We start from the raw sequence: 18,220 nt of genomic DNA, 5'->3' as shown, positions 1-18,220 counted from the left end.
TGAGTGGACAATTTAAAGTGAGAGTGCTCTAAGATGTGCATGTGATTACCAGTCCTGATCCACTTCTGCAGCATCCGATCCGTGGTTAGAAGTTCGGATATCGGCAAATCCTAAAACAGTGCTAGTCGACTGTTCTCCTTCCTGGGGGTTGCCTGGTTGATCTTCTTGAGCAGGCTTATCCTCACCAGGAGTTCCACCCTGATCAGGCTTTTTAGCTTCACCTTCAACTTTTGCCATCTGCTTGGATAGCTCTTTGTTAAGTTCTTCAGATTGTCTTTTTAAGTCTGCCATTTTGCTTGGGGCATTGCCCATTGCTTCCGCCTTATTGATGGCTTGGTCTGCTTTTTCCATGTGCTTACGCGCATCCTCTAGGTCGCTCAGAGATGGCTTCTCGCCATTTAGTTTATCAGTTGCTTTATCGATCTCAGATTGAGCCATTTTCGGGAGAGTCTCTGCTAGTTTGGGAGCCGTCTCGTCTATCCGTGATTGTGCATCAGAATTACCAGGGTCGGCATCGAGTGCTTTCTCGTATTGATCCATCGCGTTACTCAGTAGAGCCACTTGCTTTTCAACTTTTTTGACTTTACTGGCAGATTCAGCATTTTTATCGCCGATCTCGATAGCTGCCTGGGCGATGCTTTGCATTGTTTCTCGAAGTAGGGATGCAGCTTCTTGATTCTCAGGTGATAGTGACAAGGCCTCTTCCAAATTATCTTTTATTCGATTTAACTCACTTATTCTTTCATAGACTTTATCGTTCAGTTGAGTTTCGGGAAGTACCTCCTTCATCTGCTCAGTGATCAAGCGAGAAGCTGTTGAGCGCGCCTTTGCTGCGAATTCTTGAGCGCGGGCATCCTGAGGTGAAAGTGAGACCGCCTCGCTTGCCAGCGAAACGGCATCCATTGCGTACGCATATGCCTTCTTGAAATCCTTTTGTGCATATCCAAGAGCTTCACTTAGTTTTTCCTCCCCTGCAGCAATTTGCACTCCGGTGAGATCGTATCGAATCTTCTCGTTCAGGGCTTTAGTCGATTCGCGTTTGTCAGCGCGTGACATTGCAGCTCCCATAACCGATAATGCTTTTTGCAGAATTCGTATTTGCTGTTTGGTTGAATCAGCGCTGTCTGCCTTTTCCAGGGAATCCGATGCAAAGTCTTCTACGGTTTCCAAGTAGGCTTCGGCTATGATGTAGCCGTTACGACCTAAACCCTTTCCTGCTGCGCCAGGGGCTTCATAGCAAGACAACGCCATTTCAAACTGACTGATTGCTTTTAGTTGATCGCCCTGTTTTAGCAGCTCTTCACCCAATCTGGATCGAACATTGCCTAGTTGGTAAAGGGCTTGAGGCCGCATGATGTCATCAGGGAGCGAAATCAGTGCTTCAAATGTAGCTACGGATAGTTCGTATTCTTTTGCTAAAGCTGCGGTCACGCCAATATTGTAAAGTAGGTATGGATTTTCTGGATATTCGTCGAGCATTGCCTCCAACTCAGCAAGGGCCTGTTCTACACGCCCTTGCTTTATGAGTTTGTTCTGTGAGTCGAAGTCTAGCTTTGGGTTTGACTCCGCAGATAGCTGATTTGGCAAAGCGATGAAAAAGCCTAGGGCTAATATTACCAGACCCGGAGCACTGGCGGGGATCGGCATATGAAGTCTAAACAGAAACCGTTCAGCAACTAGACAGAGCATGCCAAAAAGTAGCGGAATAAAGAACCATTCCTGATAATCTGTTGCTTCGACTATGCGCGTTTCGCGGGGTAAAGTAGATAACGCTATTCTTAGCTCATCCAGTTGATCCGACTCGCTCTGGATAGGATAGTAAGCGCCTTTTCCGGCTTGTGCGATCATGCTTAGTTGATGTGCATCGAGTTTCGAGATAACAGGAAGCCCGTATGCATTTTTAATGCGTCCGCTAACCTTGCCCCCAGGAGTGAAATTAGGCACTTGGCCACCGGCTGGAGTGCCTGCGCCAAGTGTATAGATGCGTATGTTATGTTCACGGTTCGCTTCATCTACCGTAGCAAGGACAGGATTCTCGGAATTGTCTTCTCCATCACTGACGAGCAAGAGCACACGGTTTTTGCTTTCACTTCGGTTAAAGACATTGATCGCGGTGCGTATTGGCTTTTCCAAGTCACTGCCGCCTTTTCCTGTTGGGCGTAAAGAATCTAGAAATGTATTTGTGGTTACTCGATCACTGGTCAATGGCAGTTGAAGGAAGGACTCCCCGGCAAATGCAATCAGGCCAATACGATCATTACCCGCATGTTTGAGCCAGTTTTTCAGTACTGCTTTAGCTTGCTCCAAACGACGGGGAGACGTGTCGTTCGCTAGCATACTTTTGGATACATCTACCGCGATAAGTATATCCAAGCCTTCGCGTTTGGCTTCGCTTTGTTTGGGATCGCTAAGTGGACGGGCAAGAGCCAGTGCAAAGAAAGCCAGCCCAAGGAGAATCAAGCAATAGCTGGCGATTCTGAGCTTTTCCTGAGGCGAACGCAGCAGTTCCTTTGTTTGAGCAAAAGTGGTGAACAGGCTAAGCCGCCTCTTTCGTACGCGTCGTGACCATAGATAGAATATTATTCCGCTTAAGAGTAGGGGAGGGAGCGTCCAGAGGAAGTATGGTTGAGCAATGATCATGGTAATCTAATCCAGAAGGTTGACATAGCGATGAGTTCAAACAGTCCCAGCAAACTGGCGATTGTCAGTGGCCAGCTATAAATCTCGTCAAATAGGCGTGTTTTCTTGGTTTCGATCTTACCTTTTTCCAGGCGATCTATTTGCTTATAGATATCGATTAATCCTTGGGCGCTCGTTGCGGAAGCGGATATCCCGCCAGCGGTGCGCGCAACTTTTTCAAGAGTGCCTTGTCCAACACTCGAGCCGGCAACATTTTGGAAATCGGTAATGCGGATCGAATGCACGCGGATGCCTTCTTCTCGGGCAAGTTCAGCGGCTTCAACGGGATCGATGCCCAATGTGTTATAGCCATCTGAAACGACTATCATTACGCGAGATTCTGCATCTTTGCTTTCGTTGAGCATGCGGATCCCCTCCAGCATGCCCTCTCCGATGGCTGTTCCGCCTTGATTTTCTATCTGTCGTAGCACTTCGGGAAGCCAACTGGCGTCGGTTGTTAACGGGGTTAGCCGGTAAACATGCGCTGCAAACCCGACCAATCCCGTTCGGTCTTTCGGACGCTCTTCAACAAATGCATCCACGGCGTCAATCAATGCTTCTGTTCGGGTGAGCTTTTTCCCGTTTTTCTCGAAACTTGGTAAGCGCATTGAGTTTGAGATATCGCACACTAAAACAACGTCTATGCCATAGCGTTGGTCTTTGGTTTCACTGTTTTCAAGCCGTGGCCGAGCCAAGGCGATGATTGCGAAGCAGAGTATCGCTAAGCGTATGAACCAAAGCCAGCCACGTGGGCCTAGACGAGCGGTTCGGCTACTTTTCCTTAGTAGCTCAGTTGATGAGTAGCCTACCGAAGGTGGCTTGCCCTTTCCTTGCAGTAACCAGACAAGTGGTGGAAGTAGCAACAGTAGCAATAGCCACCAAGGTTGCCCGAAACTGAACATGGTTAAGATGGGCGTCATTAGTGAGGGGGAGTTGTATTTTTAACAAAGGACTGAACCGCATCGAAGAGCTCATGTTTCGTTTGTCGCTCCATATCGGCCAAGGCGTACTTGGTCTGATCGCAGCGCAGTAAAAATTTGTTTGTCCAGTCATGCTGCTCTTCAGGAAGCAGCGGTGAATGTGCTGCATGATAGAGAAACTCTTCGGTCGAAAATTTGGGTGCATTGAGGTCAAATCGTCGTTCGATGTAGACGCGTAGAATCAACGAGATTTTCAATGCGAATTCACGTGCGCTGAGTAGGTCGATGTCGCTGGCCAATAGTTGAAGATCTTGTCTTGCGCTCTTTTCTGGTGGTGGCGGTGCGCTTAAGGTGGCTTGTCGGTAACGCATCAATTTGTATGCAACGAACCCGATCACGATCGCTCCAATGAATATTCCCAGCCATACAAAGGGGTTACTAAAAATGCCGGGAGGATCGACCAGCGTGTAGTCTTCAATGATTTCGAGAGGGGCGTTCATTTATCTGGAGTGGGCAGCGCGTCGGTCAAAGAATTGTCGGAGCTGCATGTGGAAGTTCGCTGTTGTTGAAACTTCGATGTAATCAGTCTTGGTGCGACGAAGGAGGGTGTGAACTCGCTCCCAGCTTTCGGCAGTCTGCCGAGCAAATCGACTGCGAACTATTGGGTCCGAAGTATTTACTTCAACCACAGCGCCTGTTTCAGAGTCACGTAGACAGATCCACCCAACGTTAGGCAGTTCGCGTTCGTGTGGGTCGTAAATATGGATGGCTAGCAGATCGTGGCGACGAGTCGTTGTTTTCAAAGGTCGCTCATAGGAGTTATCCAAAAAGTCGGAAATAAGCATTGTTACCGAGCGTCGGGGAAAGACATTATTGAGGAAACTGAGAGCCTCTGCGATATTGGTGCGAGGGCTTTGAGGTTCGGTGTAAAGGATTTCTTTGATGATCCTGAAGACGTGAGCCTGGCCTTTGCCTAACGGAATAAACTTTTCAACTTGATCTGAAAAGAGAATCAGGGCAACGCGGTCGTTATTGCTAAGAGCGCTGAAGGCCAGTGTAGATGCGATTTCCGCAGCAAGTTCGCGTTTATTTCGCTCACCAGAGCCGAGGAGGCCGGATGCGCTAATATCCACCATGATTACAAATGCATGTTCACGCTCTTCGCGAAAGCGGCGCACATGCGGCGTGCGTGTTCGAGCCGTTACGTTCCAATCAATTGTGCGAACATCGTCACCGTGTTGATAGGCGCGCACTTCTTCGAAATCCAATCCACGGCCTTTGTATGCGGAATGATAGGAGCCTGATAAAATTTCCACGGCAAGCTTACGCGTTTTTAGCTCCAGGCGTCGTAGCTTGGAAAGCTGATCTTTCGATAAAATCATGGCACCACAACCGTATCGAGAACCCATTGAACGATATGGGCGCAGGAGACTTCATCGGCTTCGGCCTCGTAGGTTCGGAGAATTCGATGTCCTAAAATCTCAGGGGCTACTGCTTTGACGTCGTAGGGCGTGGCATAAGAACGCCCTTCCATGAGTGCATGGGCTTTGCAAGCGTGAGTGAGATTAATAGTTGCTCGAGGCGAAGAACCACAGCGGATGTAGGCTCCCATTTTAGGATCTAGGTCAGTTGCCTTACGTGTAGCCATAACCAGGCCAATAATATAATCTCGCACGTTCTCATCAACATAGACGCTGTCTGCGAGGTTGCGCAGGTAGCGTAGTTGATTCAAATCAAACACAGGTTGGCATTCAGCTTTTTTCTGGGAGCTGATCATGAGATCCAGTATGCGTCGTTCTTCCTCGGCAGTTCCATAATCGACTGTTACTTTCATCATGAAGCGGTCGAGTTGGGCTTCTGGCAGAGGGTAAGTCCCTTCTTGCTCAACCGGATTTTGGGTGGCCAATACGAGGAATGGGTCGGGCAAGCGATGTGTTTCATCTCCAAGCGTTACTTGTCGTTCTTGCATCGCTTCAAGTAGCGCAGATTGTACTTTTGCTGGAGCGCGGTTAATCTCGTCCGCTAGAAGAAGGTTGCCAAAAATTGGGCCTTTTTTGGCGAAGTACTCATTCTTGTCTGGATTATAGATAATGGTTCCAACGACGTCCGATGGTAATAGGTCCGGTGTGAATTGAATTCGACTGAACTGTGCATGCAGACAGTCTGCGAGCGCCTTAATCGTCGTCGTTTTGGCCAAGCCGGGGACGCCTTCGAGCAGTACGTGTCCGTTGGACAGAAGGCCGATCAAGAGTCTTTTGATTAGATGCTGTTGGCCAACAACAACAATAGATATTTCTTCAAAAATGGTGGATAGGCTACTACTGGCGGTAGCGATTTCTTCACCAAGGGCATCGAGTTCTTCGCGTGTCATATTATATCTTTAGAGGTTGGGCTGCGTAATCCCTGTGGGGCTAGGGTAAGAGCTTAGAATTGCTGAAGCTATTAATCTCGGTTCCGGCACTCGCTATGTCAAATATGTCTCCGGATGACCGAACTTATTATTAAGCTTGGATTTATTTGCGAATCTAGTGACTAAGCTGAAACAATTGCATTTTCTATTAATCGAACGACTTGTTTTAGTATTTTTGAAAACCATGAAATTCCCTAACCTCGCGATTGGAGTTCTTTCGATCATCTTGCAAGCCCCGCTGTTTGCCACCACTCAGGCTGTGCCTGGTCCATACTTCCCGGATCCTGTCTATATACAGTTGAAGTCTCATAATTTCTCTACGGAGACCATTGACGAAGTCTATGACATTGGTTTTAGAGGCTTTCGTCGAGGTATGTATTGGAATGCAGTGGAGACTGAAAAAGGTGTTTACGACTTCTCTGCGTGGCAAAAAGAATTTGATCACGCAAAAGCCAAAGGAATGAGGATTTGCGTTTCCCTCTTCGGAGGAAATCCACTTTACGAAGATGATGGCAAGGGTGGCATTCAGACAGAAGCTGGTCGTAAGGGCTTCGCCAACTTCTCTGCGGCTGCGGCAGAGCATTTTAAAGATTATCCTATAATTTGGGAAATCTGGAACGAGCCGAATGTTCGGAGTTTTTGGCGCAAAGATGGCAAGCATAACTCCGAGCCTTATGCCGATGAGTACACGGCGCTTGTGATTGAAACGACAAAGACAATTCACAAGAAAGTTCCTGACGCATTTGTGATTGCGGGGTCCGTTTCCAACTATTGGCAACCAAGCTACGAGTGGACGGAGTATTGCTTTCAGAAAGGCATTTTAGACTGCGGGATTCAGGGGTGGTCGGTGCATCCATACGGTGTTAAGACACCTGAGGAGTTTGCCGTTGGACACACAATCACGCGTGATCTGCTGCAAAAATACGGAAAACCTAATTTACTGATGTTTGATACTGAGCGTGGCTTCTCTATCAAACAGCATATCGGAGGAGGCGAGATACCAAGTGAAGGGTGGTCTGGCGGCTCGGCTGATAAGGCGCACGTGTATCAGGCTTGGCACTATGTTCGTCAATACATGATGGATCAGATGTATGGCATCAGAGCTACTGTATGGTATCAATGGGACGGTGATAAATTTGGCATTAAACCGGGATTCAAAGTGCCGGTTGAGGATGCGGCTAAGGCCATGCACGAGCAGTTGTCTGGATATAAATACATTAAGCGTCTTCCCTCAGATAACGAACGTGACTTCGTGATGCTTTGGGAAAGCAAGGCAGGAGAGCGTCAACTTGTTGTCTGGACGTCGGCTCCGCCGCAAAGCTCTCCGGACGAGACACTTGACCATTCCATTACTTTGGATGGCGCCAGCGGTTCTTTCACACGGGTTGATCTTTACGGCAATCAATCGACGGTCAGCGGTAGCCCTTTGGAGCTCGCTGTCACTGGCGCTCCACAATACATTGTGCTGCCCGATGGCGTTGCGCCGAACGGTTCAAGCGTGGTTCCCGGCAGTATGCAAAAACCGAAAACCGGTGAGCTGATTACTTCTGCTGCAGAGGTCGGAGGTAAGGACTTGGGCCTTTTCACCTCTGGTAACGAATGGAAACTGAAACAAAACAACGGAGATGGCAGCTTCGCATTGGGGAAAGATGGAAACAATCCAATTGGCATAGTCACCTACGACTTCACGAATTCCACCCCCAATAAGCCAGCCTATTTGATGGCCCAAGTAGATACGAATATTTCCGCTGAAGCTGGTGCACTCCATCTAAATGCACGCACTCCAATTCGCCAACCGATCACTTTTCGCTTCATCGACAGCACAGGACAAAACTTACAGCATAAAACAAAAACCAAAGGCACAGGTGATTGGGAGCCAATCATTGTTCCGTTGGATAAGCAGTTTGAAAGCTGGGGCGGTGCTAATGATCGTACGATACATTTCCCAATCAAGCAGATTAAAATTGGGATTGTTCGGACTGATCAAAGCGCAACCGGTAAAGTCGAGTTGGCCGACTTAATCACTGCAGCAGGCAATAAAGGCTCGGACGGAACACAAGCCTCGGCTAGATCGTCTGGAGCACAGGAATCGGTGCAGGTTGCTACTGTGCCGGCGAGCCATGGTTCAGAACTGAATTTATTTGCGACTGGAGCCTCGTGGAAATTGAGAAAGAATAACGCTACTGGAAGTATAGTGCTGAAAGATAATGTTGGCGTAGTGAGCTATCAATTTCAGTCGGGGAAAAAGGGCAACCTAGTAGCGATTACTGATACAAGCATTCCTGAGTTTACGGAGTTCAACCTGAATGCGATTGCCTCGGCTCAGCAGTCAATCACAGTTCGTTTTATCGACAGCACGAGGCAAACCCTACAGGCCAGAATTAAATTGAAGGGGACGGGAGAATGGGAGCCATTTAAGATACTCGCCGACAGGAAGTTTGAGTCTTGGGGTGGGGCCAATGATGGAAAGATTCATTTTCCTATTCAACAAATTCAATTGGGTGTTAATGCGCCTTCTGATGGGACGACTATTGGCGCTGTTCAGTTTGCGGGCTTTTCAACTACCGGTAGTGACAGTAGATCGACGCCGCAAGCATCTGCGACTCCAGTCACTCAGCCAGCGCCAACAACCTCGGCAGCTTCTTCAGCGCCAATTTCCGTAGCTGCAGCGCCGGCTATTAGCGGCTCTGATTTGAACCTATTCGCTCCAGGAGCGAAGTGGAAGCTGAAGAAGAACAAGGGCGACGGCAGCATTTCGCTCGAAAATAATGTTGGTGTTGTTGCCTATGACTTTCAACCTGGCGCAAAGGGTAATTTGGTTGCGACTACCACTACAGACATTCCTCAATTTAATGAGTTCAATATGGATGTGCTCGCATCGACTCAGCAGTCTATCACCGTTCGCTTTGTCGATAGCACTAAGCAGAATCTACAAGCCAGGATAAAGCCGAAGGGCACAGGGCAATGGGAGTCTTTCAAAATCCTTGCTGACAGAAAATTTGAGTCTTGGGGGGGCGCTAACGATGGGAAGATTCATTTTCCAATTCAGCAGCTCAAGTTGAGCGTCAGCTCACCAAGTGATGGATCTACTACCGGGGCAGTTCAGCTTGCTAACTTTTCGACGATTAACTAGCGAGTTTGAATGATGGCTTTTAGCGCCTAAGTCGCATTTCAATCATACTCCTATGAATGCGTTAATCGCACTAGCCAGAGATTACTAGTGAAGATTGGTTGCGTTTATTAATTGGTAGGCCTTGTAGATCTGGATTTGATAGATTCTAAGATAGTAGTTTAATGTCTGAAACCCCTCCAAATGTAGTCGTGTTTTTTACAGATCAACAGCGTTGGGATTGTTCCGGTCTGCACGGAAACCCATTGGAGTTGATGCCTAATTTTGATCGAATGGCGCGGATGGGAACTCATGTTGCCCAATCATTTACTTGTCAGCCTGTATGTGGCCCTGCAAGGTCCTGCTTTCAAACCGGACAATATGCGACTAGAACAGGTTGTTATCGAAATGGTATACCACTGCCAGAAGATGTCCCTACGATAGCACAGAGTTTTAATGAGGCTGGCTACCGTACCGGATACATTGGCAAATGGCATTTGGGCGATGAGAATTCACGTGGCCCTGTTCGTCCAGCACAGCGCGGAGGCTATCAAGAGTGGCTGGCAAGCAATATACTGGAATTCACTTCAGATGCTTTTGAAGTGCATTTATACGATGAGGAAGAGAAGGAGCACTTTTTGCCGGGATACCGAGTAGATGCGATTGCAGATGCGTCGATTCGTTTTATCCAACAGAATAAAGATAAGCCCTTCTTTTTATTCAGCTCATATATCGAGCCACACCATCAAAATTGGACGAATTCTTTTCCAGCTCCACCGGGATATGCAGAGCGCTATCAGGGACGGTGGCTACCGCCAGACTTAGCTGAACTCGGCGGTAATGCTCACCGGCATATTGGTGGCTATTATGGGATGGTGAAGCGTTTGGATGAGGCGCTCGGTCGAGTGTTGGATGCGCTTAAGAGTCTTAAGCTGAGCGAGAGCACGATTGTGCTGTTCACCTCGGATCACGGTAATCACTTTGCTACCCGAAATCGAGAGTTTAAGCGTTCCTGTCATGACTCATCTCTGCGCGTGCCAACTGCATTTTGTGGACCTGGTTTCAATGGCGGTGGTCAGATACAGGAAGTCGTCAGTCTGGTGGATCTACCAGCGACACTGATTGACGCAGCTGGCTTGGAAATGCCCGAAACGCTGCAAGGCCGGTCAATCATGCCATTATTAAATGGAAAGCAAGCAGAATGGCCCGAGGAAGTGTTTGCACAAATCAGCGAAAGTGAAGTCGGACGGGTCATTAGGACCAAGCGTTGGAAATATGCAGTGTCGGCCGAGGGCCTTGATCCTGTCGCCAATAGTTGTGCTGACATCTATCAAGAAGAATACCTTTATGATCTGGCCAGTGATCCATATGAATTGTTCAATTTGGCGGGCTCAGTCAATCATCGGGAACTGTGCGACAGTTTAGCAGAACGATTAATACTCCGAATGGTCGAATGTGGTGAAGATGCGCCTGTGATTTTACCAGCACCTCAGCGGTCTGTTGGCGTTCAGATTAATCCGAGGGCTTAACTATTCTAAAATGAAACTATTTAAACAGGCTTTTATCATATTCTTATTCACTGCTGTATTTTCTTCATTGATGGCAGAAGAAAAAACAGGCGCTCCAGCGAATGAGGTCTTCAGCGAAAACTTCGAGAATCCAGATGCGTTGAAAAGTAACTGGAAAACAACAGAAGCTGGGGTAGAGATTACCGGCAAGGTCACCTATGAAGGAAAAGGTGCGCTTCGTTTATCAAAGGATCAAACTACGTTGCGTGAAACGGTGAGTGCGGAAAGCCAAGTTTTCTCCGTTTCAGCTGGCACACTGGAGATACAATTTGCAGGTCGATGCGATTTGGATTCGATGGACAATTCATATCGAGGATCACTCAGTATTGTGTTCTTCAATAGTGAAGGCAAGTCACTCGGCATACATGATGTTCGAAGTTGGTATAAGCGAAATCCGTGGCGCCTCCGTGTTGAGCGCTTGAAGGTGCCAGATGATGCTGTGTCAGCACAAGTTCTTGTGAAATTACACAAAGAAACGGAGGGATATTTTATCGTCGATGCCCTGTCGATTAAGCTACTTAAAGATGATCAGCCTGATGATGGCCTACGTCGTATGTTGTTTACTATGCCGGCTGACGGGCATCTCCTTTTTCCAGAAGACCCACTAACGGTGACCATCGAGGTATGGTCTCTTCAAGAGCTGCCTGAGTCGCTGACAAGGATTAAAGTGACGGTATGCGACTACTGGGGGGGCGAGCAGAATATCCCCATTCTTAGCAGACTCGAGCCCAAGGGCTTAGTGCAAGGTCGCAACTACTACAGATACCAGACGACTATCGATCTTCAGCAGCTTCCGCTTGAGGTAGGTCGCTATTATGAAGTGCATGGCGAAATCTTGCGTCAAAGTGCCGATCCGTTTGCTGATTACTCTACTTTTGCAATTTTACCCGAAGCACATGCCAACCAGTTTAGCCCTAAAGAAATTCCATTTACCAGTCGAACGTGGAATCAGAACACTAGAGAGAGCCCGATATTGACTCATCGATTAGGTGTGCGAATTTGTAATGCTTGGGGGATTTATTCAACGGATCCAGCTCAGATTAATGCGGCTCAAATATATGAGACCAACGCACTCGGTATGGGGGCAATGGTTCGTTCACCTGCGCTAAGCGTTGAACGTCGTCAGCCTGGATGGGAGATGCTTTTGGCCAATGATGGGGCGCTAATGAGAGAAGAGATTCGCACTTTCTTTGCAAAGTATGGAGACTTGAAGCCTTTATACGTAAATCTTGGAAATGAGCCTCATAACAAAGGTGATGATATTGATGCAGATATCGATGCGTATCGGATCGCCTATACTGAAATTAAAAAGATCGATCCGGATATCTTTGTAGTGGGGAGTTCCATGGGGCCCGATGAAGAGTATTTTAAGCGTGGTCTGGGCCAGTGGTGCGATGCGTATGATTTTCATACGTATTCAGATCCCGCTGAACTCCGCAGAATATTAACCGAAAAGTACCCTGAGCTTTTTGAAAAATACGGCTACAAAAAGCCGATTTGGTCGACCGAGATTGGACTGAATAGTCAAGGGATGTCGCGCATCTCTGTGGCCAGCTCGGTTTATAAGAAAATCGCAATTTTCTTTGCATCTGGAGGAGCTAATGTTTCCTGGTTTGGGCTTGTATACCCCGACCCGGAGGCGCGTTTGGTTGGCAGCTTTGGTGAAGCTCACAATACCTTTTTTTCACACTATAAGAGGTACGCGCCGAAACTGGATGCAATTGCCTATTATAATGTTGTCAATGGCATCGCGGCTAAGCGTTTCGTCGAAGAAAAATCCTACGATGATTATCACTTATACCTTTTCGAAGATGAAGAGGATGGCTCTGCATTGATTGCCTATGCGGATTCTGCGCGAAATGATATTTTCTTACCGTATGACGGAGCTGGCAAAGTTCGACTGACACATATCGATGGAAGGACATATGCTTTAGAAGCGCAAGATGGTGGCGTAGCTTTAACTGTTGGCGTTGATCCAGTTTTGATTACATTTGAAGACAGAATTGGGAAATTGCCAGAGCAATTACCTAATTCGCCGATTCGCTTGGGGCAATATCCAGGCGCCTTGAAGCACGATGTGCGTAACATCATTGAGGTTGTGTTGCCGAACGAAGCAGCGTATCAGACAGTGTCCATTCAAGCGCCTCCTTACTGGGGAATACAGTCAGAATTAGCGAAGACAACTCAAGGCGAGCCGTGCGCACGCATCAGCTTGGAGATTGCTACGGATAGCAAAGTCCGTGAGGCGTCGTTACAAGTCCTGGTGCAAGAAAAGGTAGGTGTACTTAATGGTGTTCTATCGCTACGACTTCCAGTTGAAGCTAAACTATCACTCAATCTTTTACCTATACCCCTTGGGGAACAAGATTCACCGGGAGTCAAGCTGCTCATTAGAAATGCTGGATCCACTTCACAAAAAGTACATTGGAAAGCTTCGATCAATGGTGAGCAGATACTTCGTGGGGGAGAGTATACGCCAATATTATCGACGAATGCCTACTTCCCGTTGATGGACAATACGGAGCTCACTGTTCTGCCGCATTCAAGCACTGAGTTGCGTTTGCCGATTGTAGATTCCCTGCCAGCGACCGTATATCATGTCAGTGCTTCAATTCGAGGGGTAGATGGAAAGTCCATTTCAGTTGAGCGTCCAGTTGCGGGATTCGTGCCGGTGGAGAGACTTACTACGGACATCACTCTTGATGGGATACTGGACGAAGACTCTTGGGCTAGAGCACATGTTGAAGCTTTAGATGAAGTCAGTCATTTCTATGCGATTGAAAACCCTGGATTGGCTGCCCCAGTTTGGGATGGTGTCGACGACCTTTCAGCTCAAATCCGTTATCTTTGGGATGATCGTTATCTCTACGTCGCAGTCACGGTGAAGGATGATGCTACCGGGGAGTTGAAATTTGGAGGTCGGGACCTCTGGCGATTGGATAGCCTGCAGATGCTCATCGATCCTATGAGAGTCAACGAACGTAAAGCTGGTAAGTACGAATATACCTTAGCCGATGGAAAAAAAGGGGCTCAGGTGTGGTGCGCACTATCAGCAGATACAACTGTGCCGGTTGGCTTAGTTGATTCGGTTCAATTAGCCATTCATAGGGATAGCGAAACGAGTAATGATCGGACCTACGAAGTTGCGATTCCTTGGGAGCGACTTACCCCATTCGAGCCAAAGGTTGGTGGAAATCTTGGCTTTACGCTAATTGTGAATGAAGACGACGGCGAAGGGAGAAACGCTTTTATGACCTGGTTTGGAAGCGCGCATAACAAGGATGTAGTTACCGTCGGTGACCTTATTCTAATGCCTTAGGAACGATGATCGAAATTTGAACGATGGCTAAATCACATCCTAATGTTTTACTCCTATTTAGTGACCAGCATCAAGCCTCTGTGCTTGGGTGTGAAGGACATCCTGATATACGCACGCCGCATATCGATTCACTGGCGGCTTCAGGAACAAGATTTACTCGTGGTTATTGCCAAAACGCGATTTGTGTCCCTTCTCGCAGCTCGCTGTTTTCGGGACTTTATCCGCGTACTTTAGGTTGTTACATGAACATGGATCGTAGCTCGGTAATGGAGGAGGTTGTTTCCCTGCCTGCCGCTTTCCAACGTGCGGGATACCACACTGCTGCATTTGGAAAGCGGCACCTTGAGAGTGGGTGTGATGCCGGATGGGTTGAACAGGCCAGCCATTTCATCAAAGAATCTCCAGACGATAATTATGTGTCTTGGATTAATGATCAGGGGTTAGGGGAGGCATTTGACCGAGATTGGGGAGCGGAATTTGCTCATGGCGCCGAGGGATGGGTTACCGAGACGAAGAAGCTACCCATTTCTCCTATGTCTCAGCACGTGACTGAGCTAACTCCAGAGACGACGATGGAGGCGTGGACTCGGAGACGAACGGTGGATTTTATTCATTCACGATCAGGTAAAGATCAGCCTTTTTTTTGCTGGGCGTCATTCTACCGTCCACATCAGCCTTATACGCCGTTAAAAGAATTCTATGATCGCTTTGACCGTAGTCATTGGGGGAGTGGACGCAATAAGGGTGATGGGTTGGCGATGCCTGCCTCAATGCGCCAGGACCCTGCGACTATGCCGCCAGTATTTCGGGAACTGTTAGGTGGATCCAACCAGGTTTGGCCCGTCGATCAGGCGCGTAAAAATGAGCAGATTTATAGAGATATCATAGCTGGTTATTACGCTTTGGTCGAAGAGATCGATGACCATGTTGGAAGCATCCTGAAAGCTCTAAAGGATAGCGGGCAATTTGATGACACTATCATCATCTACGCCTCGGATCATGGTGATTTTGTTGGGGCGCATGGTATGGTGGAAAAATGCTCGGCCGGGCACAATGTCTATGAAGAAACCGTCCGCGTGCCACTGATACTCCACTGGCGCAATCATATCGCAGAGGGGCGGGTGAATCAAAGCTTGGTCGAGTTGGTTGACCTCTATCCCACGCTACTTGATTTATGCGGAGTCCCAATACCCACGGATACGCCCTTCCCATTGGCAGGGCAATCGCTAGCCTATGATCTGCTCAATGGTAAAAAATCGGGAAGACCTTTTGTGATCACGGAGAATGCTGTACAAAGCACGATTATTACTGAGCGCTATAAGCTAGGCGTTTGGCAAGAGACTAGAGGCGCTTTTCATCGAAACTTTTATGGATTGGATGACATGCTGTTCGACCGTGTCGAAGATCCCTATGAAATGCACAATCGAATCGGAGATCCTGTGCTTCTTGAAGTTGAAAAGGAATTACGTTGTCAGCTTGCTAAGTGGGAAGCGAAAATACCCTCTGCGCCCCCTGAAAGTATGTGGGAAGAGCGAAATGGCGCTTAGGTTGGCTTTCATGTTTAAGGTTGGGAATTCTGGCGTTTGTCTAAGGCGTCGCTAATGCTTGTGGCGACTGCTTCAGCTAATACATCACATCCATGAGGATTAAAGTGCAAGTCCTGAGGGCGCCAGCATGCTTCCCTTTGGGGATAGACTACTGTGTAGAGGTCATTTATTTGTACTCCCATCGGTGAGAGGCTTTTTACAGCAAGTTGGTTTTTCTCGGTGACATCCAGAAAAACACGACTCTTTTGGGGGAGCTTTGCATCGGGTGCTGCAGCAACGAGTAGGTTATCTGGAATTGGTGTCGTCGTGGCAAAAATTAGTTCGGCGCCGGTTTCTTTAAGTCGCTCTGTAATCGCAGTGAGATTCTTGATATAGGCTTCGTCGCTTGTTGTCACTTTGCCTGTATTGGGCCTGATTTTCGTGTCCCAAATACCGAAGTTGTAATGTATGACATCCCATGGTTGATCCAGACCCCAAGTCGACTTTTCTTTCGTGCGAGCGAAGCCCTTGTTGGTTGCGCCACAGTTTTGTGGAACACGGTGCACATTTGCCTTTCCCTTAAGCAGCTCCCGGACTTGGAGTGTGTATCCAATCGAGATGGAATCTCCGATAATCAGGACTCGTGGCAATCCAGGTATATCTACAATAGGCGCCATAGCCGGATTATCCTTTGTGGCGGAGTCTGTATCATCTTCGCCTTCGTTCGCGCCTACTGATTTCTGAGCGAATACGGTAACGCAGGCCATGGCGCTGATGATGAGGATTAGCTGGAGGGGTTTTAACATGTTTCAGAAACTTAGTTGCGAATCGGCTGGCGAAGCAATTAAGTTGCAAGTTAATATTAAGCGAGTAATCACTTGAGAGCGAAAAGAATTAATCGCTATGTATGCCCCAACTGAATGCATCTATTCGATGTAGCAGTCGTTTCCCTCTAATATATTTCTTGTTGTATTACCCATGTCAGAGCGCCCTAACATTCTATGGATTTCTTTTGAGGATACGAGTCCCTACTATGGCTGCTATGGCGACTCGGTTGCGAAAACTCCGGTGCTAGATCGATTTTCCACGGAGAGTTGTCGCTGGTCGAACGCCTTTTCGACATCGGGAGTTTGCTCGCCAAGTAGATCGGCCATCATCACCGGGATGTATGCGATTTCCATTGGAACTTGTCATCACCGAACCATGCATCAGGACCCTTCAATGCCTGGATTGCCCACGCCCTATCGTGCGGTGTTGCCGCCGCATGTGAAATGTCTTCCTGAGTATTTCCGTGCGGCAGGTTACTATTGCACTAACAATGTGAAGACGGACTACCAATTCAAGCCTCCACTTTCAGCATGGGACGAACAAAGCGAGCAGGGACATTGGCGAAAACGCGAAAGCCCAGATCAGCCGTTCTTTTCGGTGTTCAATCTGGAAGGAACGCATGAGAGCGGAATGTGGGAAAGTAATGAACAAGATTTGCTGATCGACCCCGGCAGCGTTGACTTGCCTCCCTATATTCCTGATACACCCAAGGCTCGTGAGGCAATGGCGCGTATGCACTCTAACATCGCGCGTAATGATGCAATGATGGGCGAACTGTTGACGCAGTTGGAAGAAGATGGTCTTACAGAGAACACTATTGTTTTTCATTGGAGCGATCACGGCCCTCTCCCTCGCGGCAAGCGTTGGCCATACGATTCGGGCATTCATATCCCTATGATAGTCCGTTGGCCTGGAAGACTGGAGGCTGGAGAAGTCCGCGACGAGTTGGTCAGCAGCATTGATCTTGGCCCGACGGCGCTGTCTCTAGCGGGCATCGATGTTCCGTCTCATATGCAGGGTAGGGTTTTTATTGGCGCTAACCGATCTCCAGAACGTGAGTTTGTTTATGCGACTCGTGATCGGCACGACTGTGAGTATGACCGGGTTAGAGCCATACGCGATAAGCGTTATAAATACATACGAAATTACTATCCAAACCTAAGCCGAAGCACATGGAATAGCTATCTATGTCGCCATCCAATGATGGAGGAAATTTGGCGCTTACATCTGTGCAATGAGCTTTCTGAAGTACAAGAAAGGTGCTTTTTCGCAAGCACTAGGCCTGTCGAAGAATTATATGACCTCGAGACAGATCCTCATGAAATAGTCAATTTGGCGAACGATACTGATCATGCCGATGATGTAAGCCGACTAAGCGACGCCCTCGATGAATTCTTAAATGAGGTAGGAGACATGGCCGAGGTCTCTGAAGAAACAATGCTCAACCAATGGTATCCAGGCGGTGTTCAGCCAAGGACGCACAAGGCTATCGGTATTTGTGTGAACCATGCGAATCTCGGTGTTGACGTGATGGATGGCCCTGTTTCGGTAAATGGACCTGCCGAAATTATTCTGCAAAGTGCGACACAGGGCGCATCGATTGTCTACCGCTTCAGTAGTGATTTAGTGAATCGTTGGCGCTTGTATTGCGGACCGATTAAGTTGCCTGTCGGAAGCCATCATTTGAAGGTTATTGCGGAACGAATTGGCTATGAAAGTAGCGAGGTTACTGAGCTATATATTGAAGTAAGTTGAAGGTGCCTGGCATCGTTATGATATCAATGAAGGAACTCGTTATATATAGAAAAATCGTTTGTTTTGAATGCAAGAAGTTCGATGCGATAAAGAGTTATTACCAGAT

The 18,220-nt window shown here is 47.9% G+C and carries 11 protein-coding genes; 5 read left to right on the top strand and 6 right to left on the bottom strand.

Annotation, left to right across the window (positions count from 1 at the left end):
• Positions 1-45: 45 nt before the first annotated feature.
• The 5 genes from RBB63_RS11810 to RBB63_RS11790 are packed head-to-tail and all read right to left on the bottom strand — an operon-like array spanning position 46 to position 5,970.
• Positions 46-2,640, bottom strand: coding sequence for a VWA domain-containing protein (locus RBB63_RS11810; RefSeq protein WP_309384428.1), 2,595 nt, complete (start codon positions 2,638-2,640; stop codon positions 46-48).
• On the bottom strand, positions 2,637-3,599 hold the full coding sequence (locus RBB63_RS11805; RefSeq protein WP_309384426.1) for a vWA domain-containing protein: 963 nt from the start codon (positions 3,597-3,599) through the stop codon (positions 2,637-2,639). Before RBB63_RS11805 ends, RBB63_RS11810 begins: the two co-directional genes overlap by 4 nt.
• Complete coding sequence (locus tag RBB63_RS11800) at positions 3,599-4,099, bottom strand: hypothetical protein (protein ID WP_309384424.1); 501 nt, start codon at positions 4,097-4,099, stop codon at positions 3,599-3,601. Before RBB63_RS11800 ends, RBB63_RS11805 begins: the two co-directional genes overlap by 1 nt.
• Positions 4,100-4,981, bottom strand: coding sequence for a DUF58 domain-containing protein (locus tag RBB63_RS11795; protein ID WP_309384422.1), 882 nt, complete (start codon positions 4,979-4,981; stop codon positions 4,100-4,102).
• Positions 4,978-5,970 carry an AAA family ATPase gene (locus RBB63_RS11790; protein ID WP_309384420.1) on the bottom strand — a complete coding sequence of 331 codons (993 nt, stop codon included), beginning with the start codon at positions 5,968-5,970 and terminating at the stop codon, positions 4,978-4,980. Before RBB63_RS11790 ends, RBB63_RS11795 begins: the two co-directional genes overlap by 4 nt.
• Before the next feature lie 223 nt (positions 5,971-6,193).
• Between RBB63_RS11790 and RBB63_RS11785 the strand changes: the two genes are divergently transcribed.
• The 4 genes from RBB63_RS11785 (at position 6,194) to RBB63_RS11770 (ending at position 15,552) form a co-directional block, all read left to right on the top strand.
• Positions 6,194-9,142, top strand: a complete 2,949-nt coding sequence (locus tag RBB63_RS11785; RefSeq protein WP_309384418.1) for a glycoside hydrolase family 5 protein — start codon at positions 6,194-6,196, stop codon at positions 9,140-9,142.
• 161 nt (positions 9,143-9,303) lie between these two features.
• The gene (locus RBB63_RS11780) at positions 9,304-10,647 is read left to right on the top strand and encodes a sulfatase family protein (protein ID WP_309384416.1); all 1,344 of its coding nucleotides are present in this window, start codon (positions 9,304-9,306) and stop codon (positions 10,645-10,647) included.
• A 10-nt stretch (positions 10,648-10,657) separates the two neighbouring features.
• Positions 10,658-14,005, top strand: a complete 3,348-nt coding sequence (locus RBB63_RS11775; RefSeq protein ID WP_309384414.1) for a sugar-binding protein — start codon at positions 10,658-10,660, stop codon at positions 14,003-14,005.
• Between the two features lie 23 nt (positions 14,006-14,028).
• Positions 14,029-15,552: a sulfatase family protein gene (locus RBB63_RS11770; RefSeq protein WP_309384412.1), complete on the top strand. Its 1,524-nt coding sequence runs from the start codon at positions 14,029-14,031 to the stop codon at positions 15,550-15,552.
• A 14-nt stretch (positions 15,553-15,566) separates the two neighbouring features.
• On the opposite strand, the gene RBB63_RS11765 is transcribed toward RBB63_RS11770, so the two are convergent.
• Positions 15,567-16,337 carry an SGNH/GDSL hydrolase family protein gene (locus tag RBB63_RS11765; RefSeq protein ID WP_309384411.1) on the bottom strand — a complete coding sequence of 257 codons (771 nt, stop codon included), beginning with the start codon at positions 16,335-16,337 and terminating at the stop codon, positions 15,567-15,569.
• Between the two features lie 172 nt (positions 16,338-16,509).
• Here RBB63_RS11765 and RBB63_RS11760 point away from each other — a divergent pair, with 172 nt between their 5' ends.
• Positions 16,510-18,114, top strand: coding sequence for a sulfatase family protein (locus tag RBB63_RS11760; protein ID WP_309384409.1), 1,605 nt, complete (start codon positions 16,510-16,512; stop codon positions 18,112-18,114).
• Positions 18,115-18,220: the final 106 nt, after the last annotated feature.

The organism is Cerasicoccus frondis (assembly GCA_031296915.1).
GTDB classification, from domain to species: Bacteria; Verrucomicrobiota; Verrucomicrobiia; order Opitutales; family Cerasicoccaceae; genus Cerasicoccus; species Cerasicoccus frondis.
This window is presented reverse-complemented; position numbering and strand designations above follow the sequence as displayed.

Excerpts from the sequence above, each read along its gene's own strand:
- RBB63_RS11770 (WP_309384412.1), top strand. The coding sequence starts at position 14,029 with ATGGCTAAATCACATCCTAATGTTTTACTCCTATTTAGTGACCAGCAT.
- RBB63_RS11775 (WP_309384414.1), top strand. The coding sequence starts at position 10,658 with ATGAAACTATTTAAACAGGCTTTTATCATATTCTTATTCACTGCTGTA.
- RBB63_RS11795 (WP_309384422.1), bottom strand. The coding sequence starts at position 4,981 with ATGATTTTATCGAAAGATCAGCTTTCCAAGCTACGACGCCTGGAGCTA.
- RBB63_RS11780 (WP_309384416.1), top strand. The coding sequence starts at position 9,304 with ATGTCTGAAACCCCTCCAAATGTAGTCGTGTTTTTTACAGATCAACAG.
- RBB63_RS11800 (WP_309384424.1), bottom strand. The coding sequence starts at position 4,099 with ATGAACGCCCCTCTCGAAATCATTGAAGACTACACGCTGGTCGATCCT.
- RBB63_RS11760 (WP_309384409.1), top strand. The coding sequence starts at position 16,510 with ATGTCAGAGCGCCCTAACATTCTATGGATTTCTTTTGAGGATACGAGT.
- RBB63_RS11785 (WP_309384418.1), top strand. The coding sequence starts at position 6,194 with ATGAAATTCCCTAACCTCGCGATTGGAGTTCTTTCGATCATCTTGCAA.
- RBB63_RS11765 (WP_309384411.1), bottom strand. The coding sequence starts at position 16,337 with ATGTTAAAACCCCTCCAGCTAATCCTCATCATCAGCGCCATGGCCTGC.
- RBB63_RS11805 (WP_309384426.1), bottom strand. The coding sequence starts at position 3,599 with ATGACGCCCATCTTAACCATGTTCAGTTTCGGGCAACCTTGGTGGCTA.
- RBB63_RS11810 (WP_309384428.1), bottom strand. The coding sequence starts at position 2,640 with ATGATCATTGCTCAACCATACTTCCTCTGGACGCTCCCTCCCCTACTC.
- RBB63_RS11790 (WP_309384420.1), bottom strand. The coding sequence starts at position 5,970 with ATGACACGCGAAGAACTCGATGCCCTTGGTGAAGAAATCGCTACCGCC.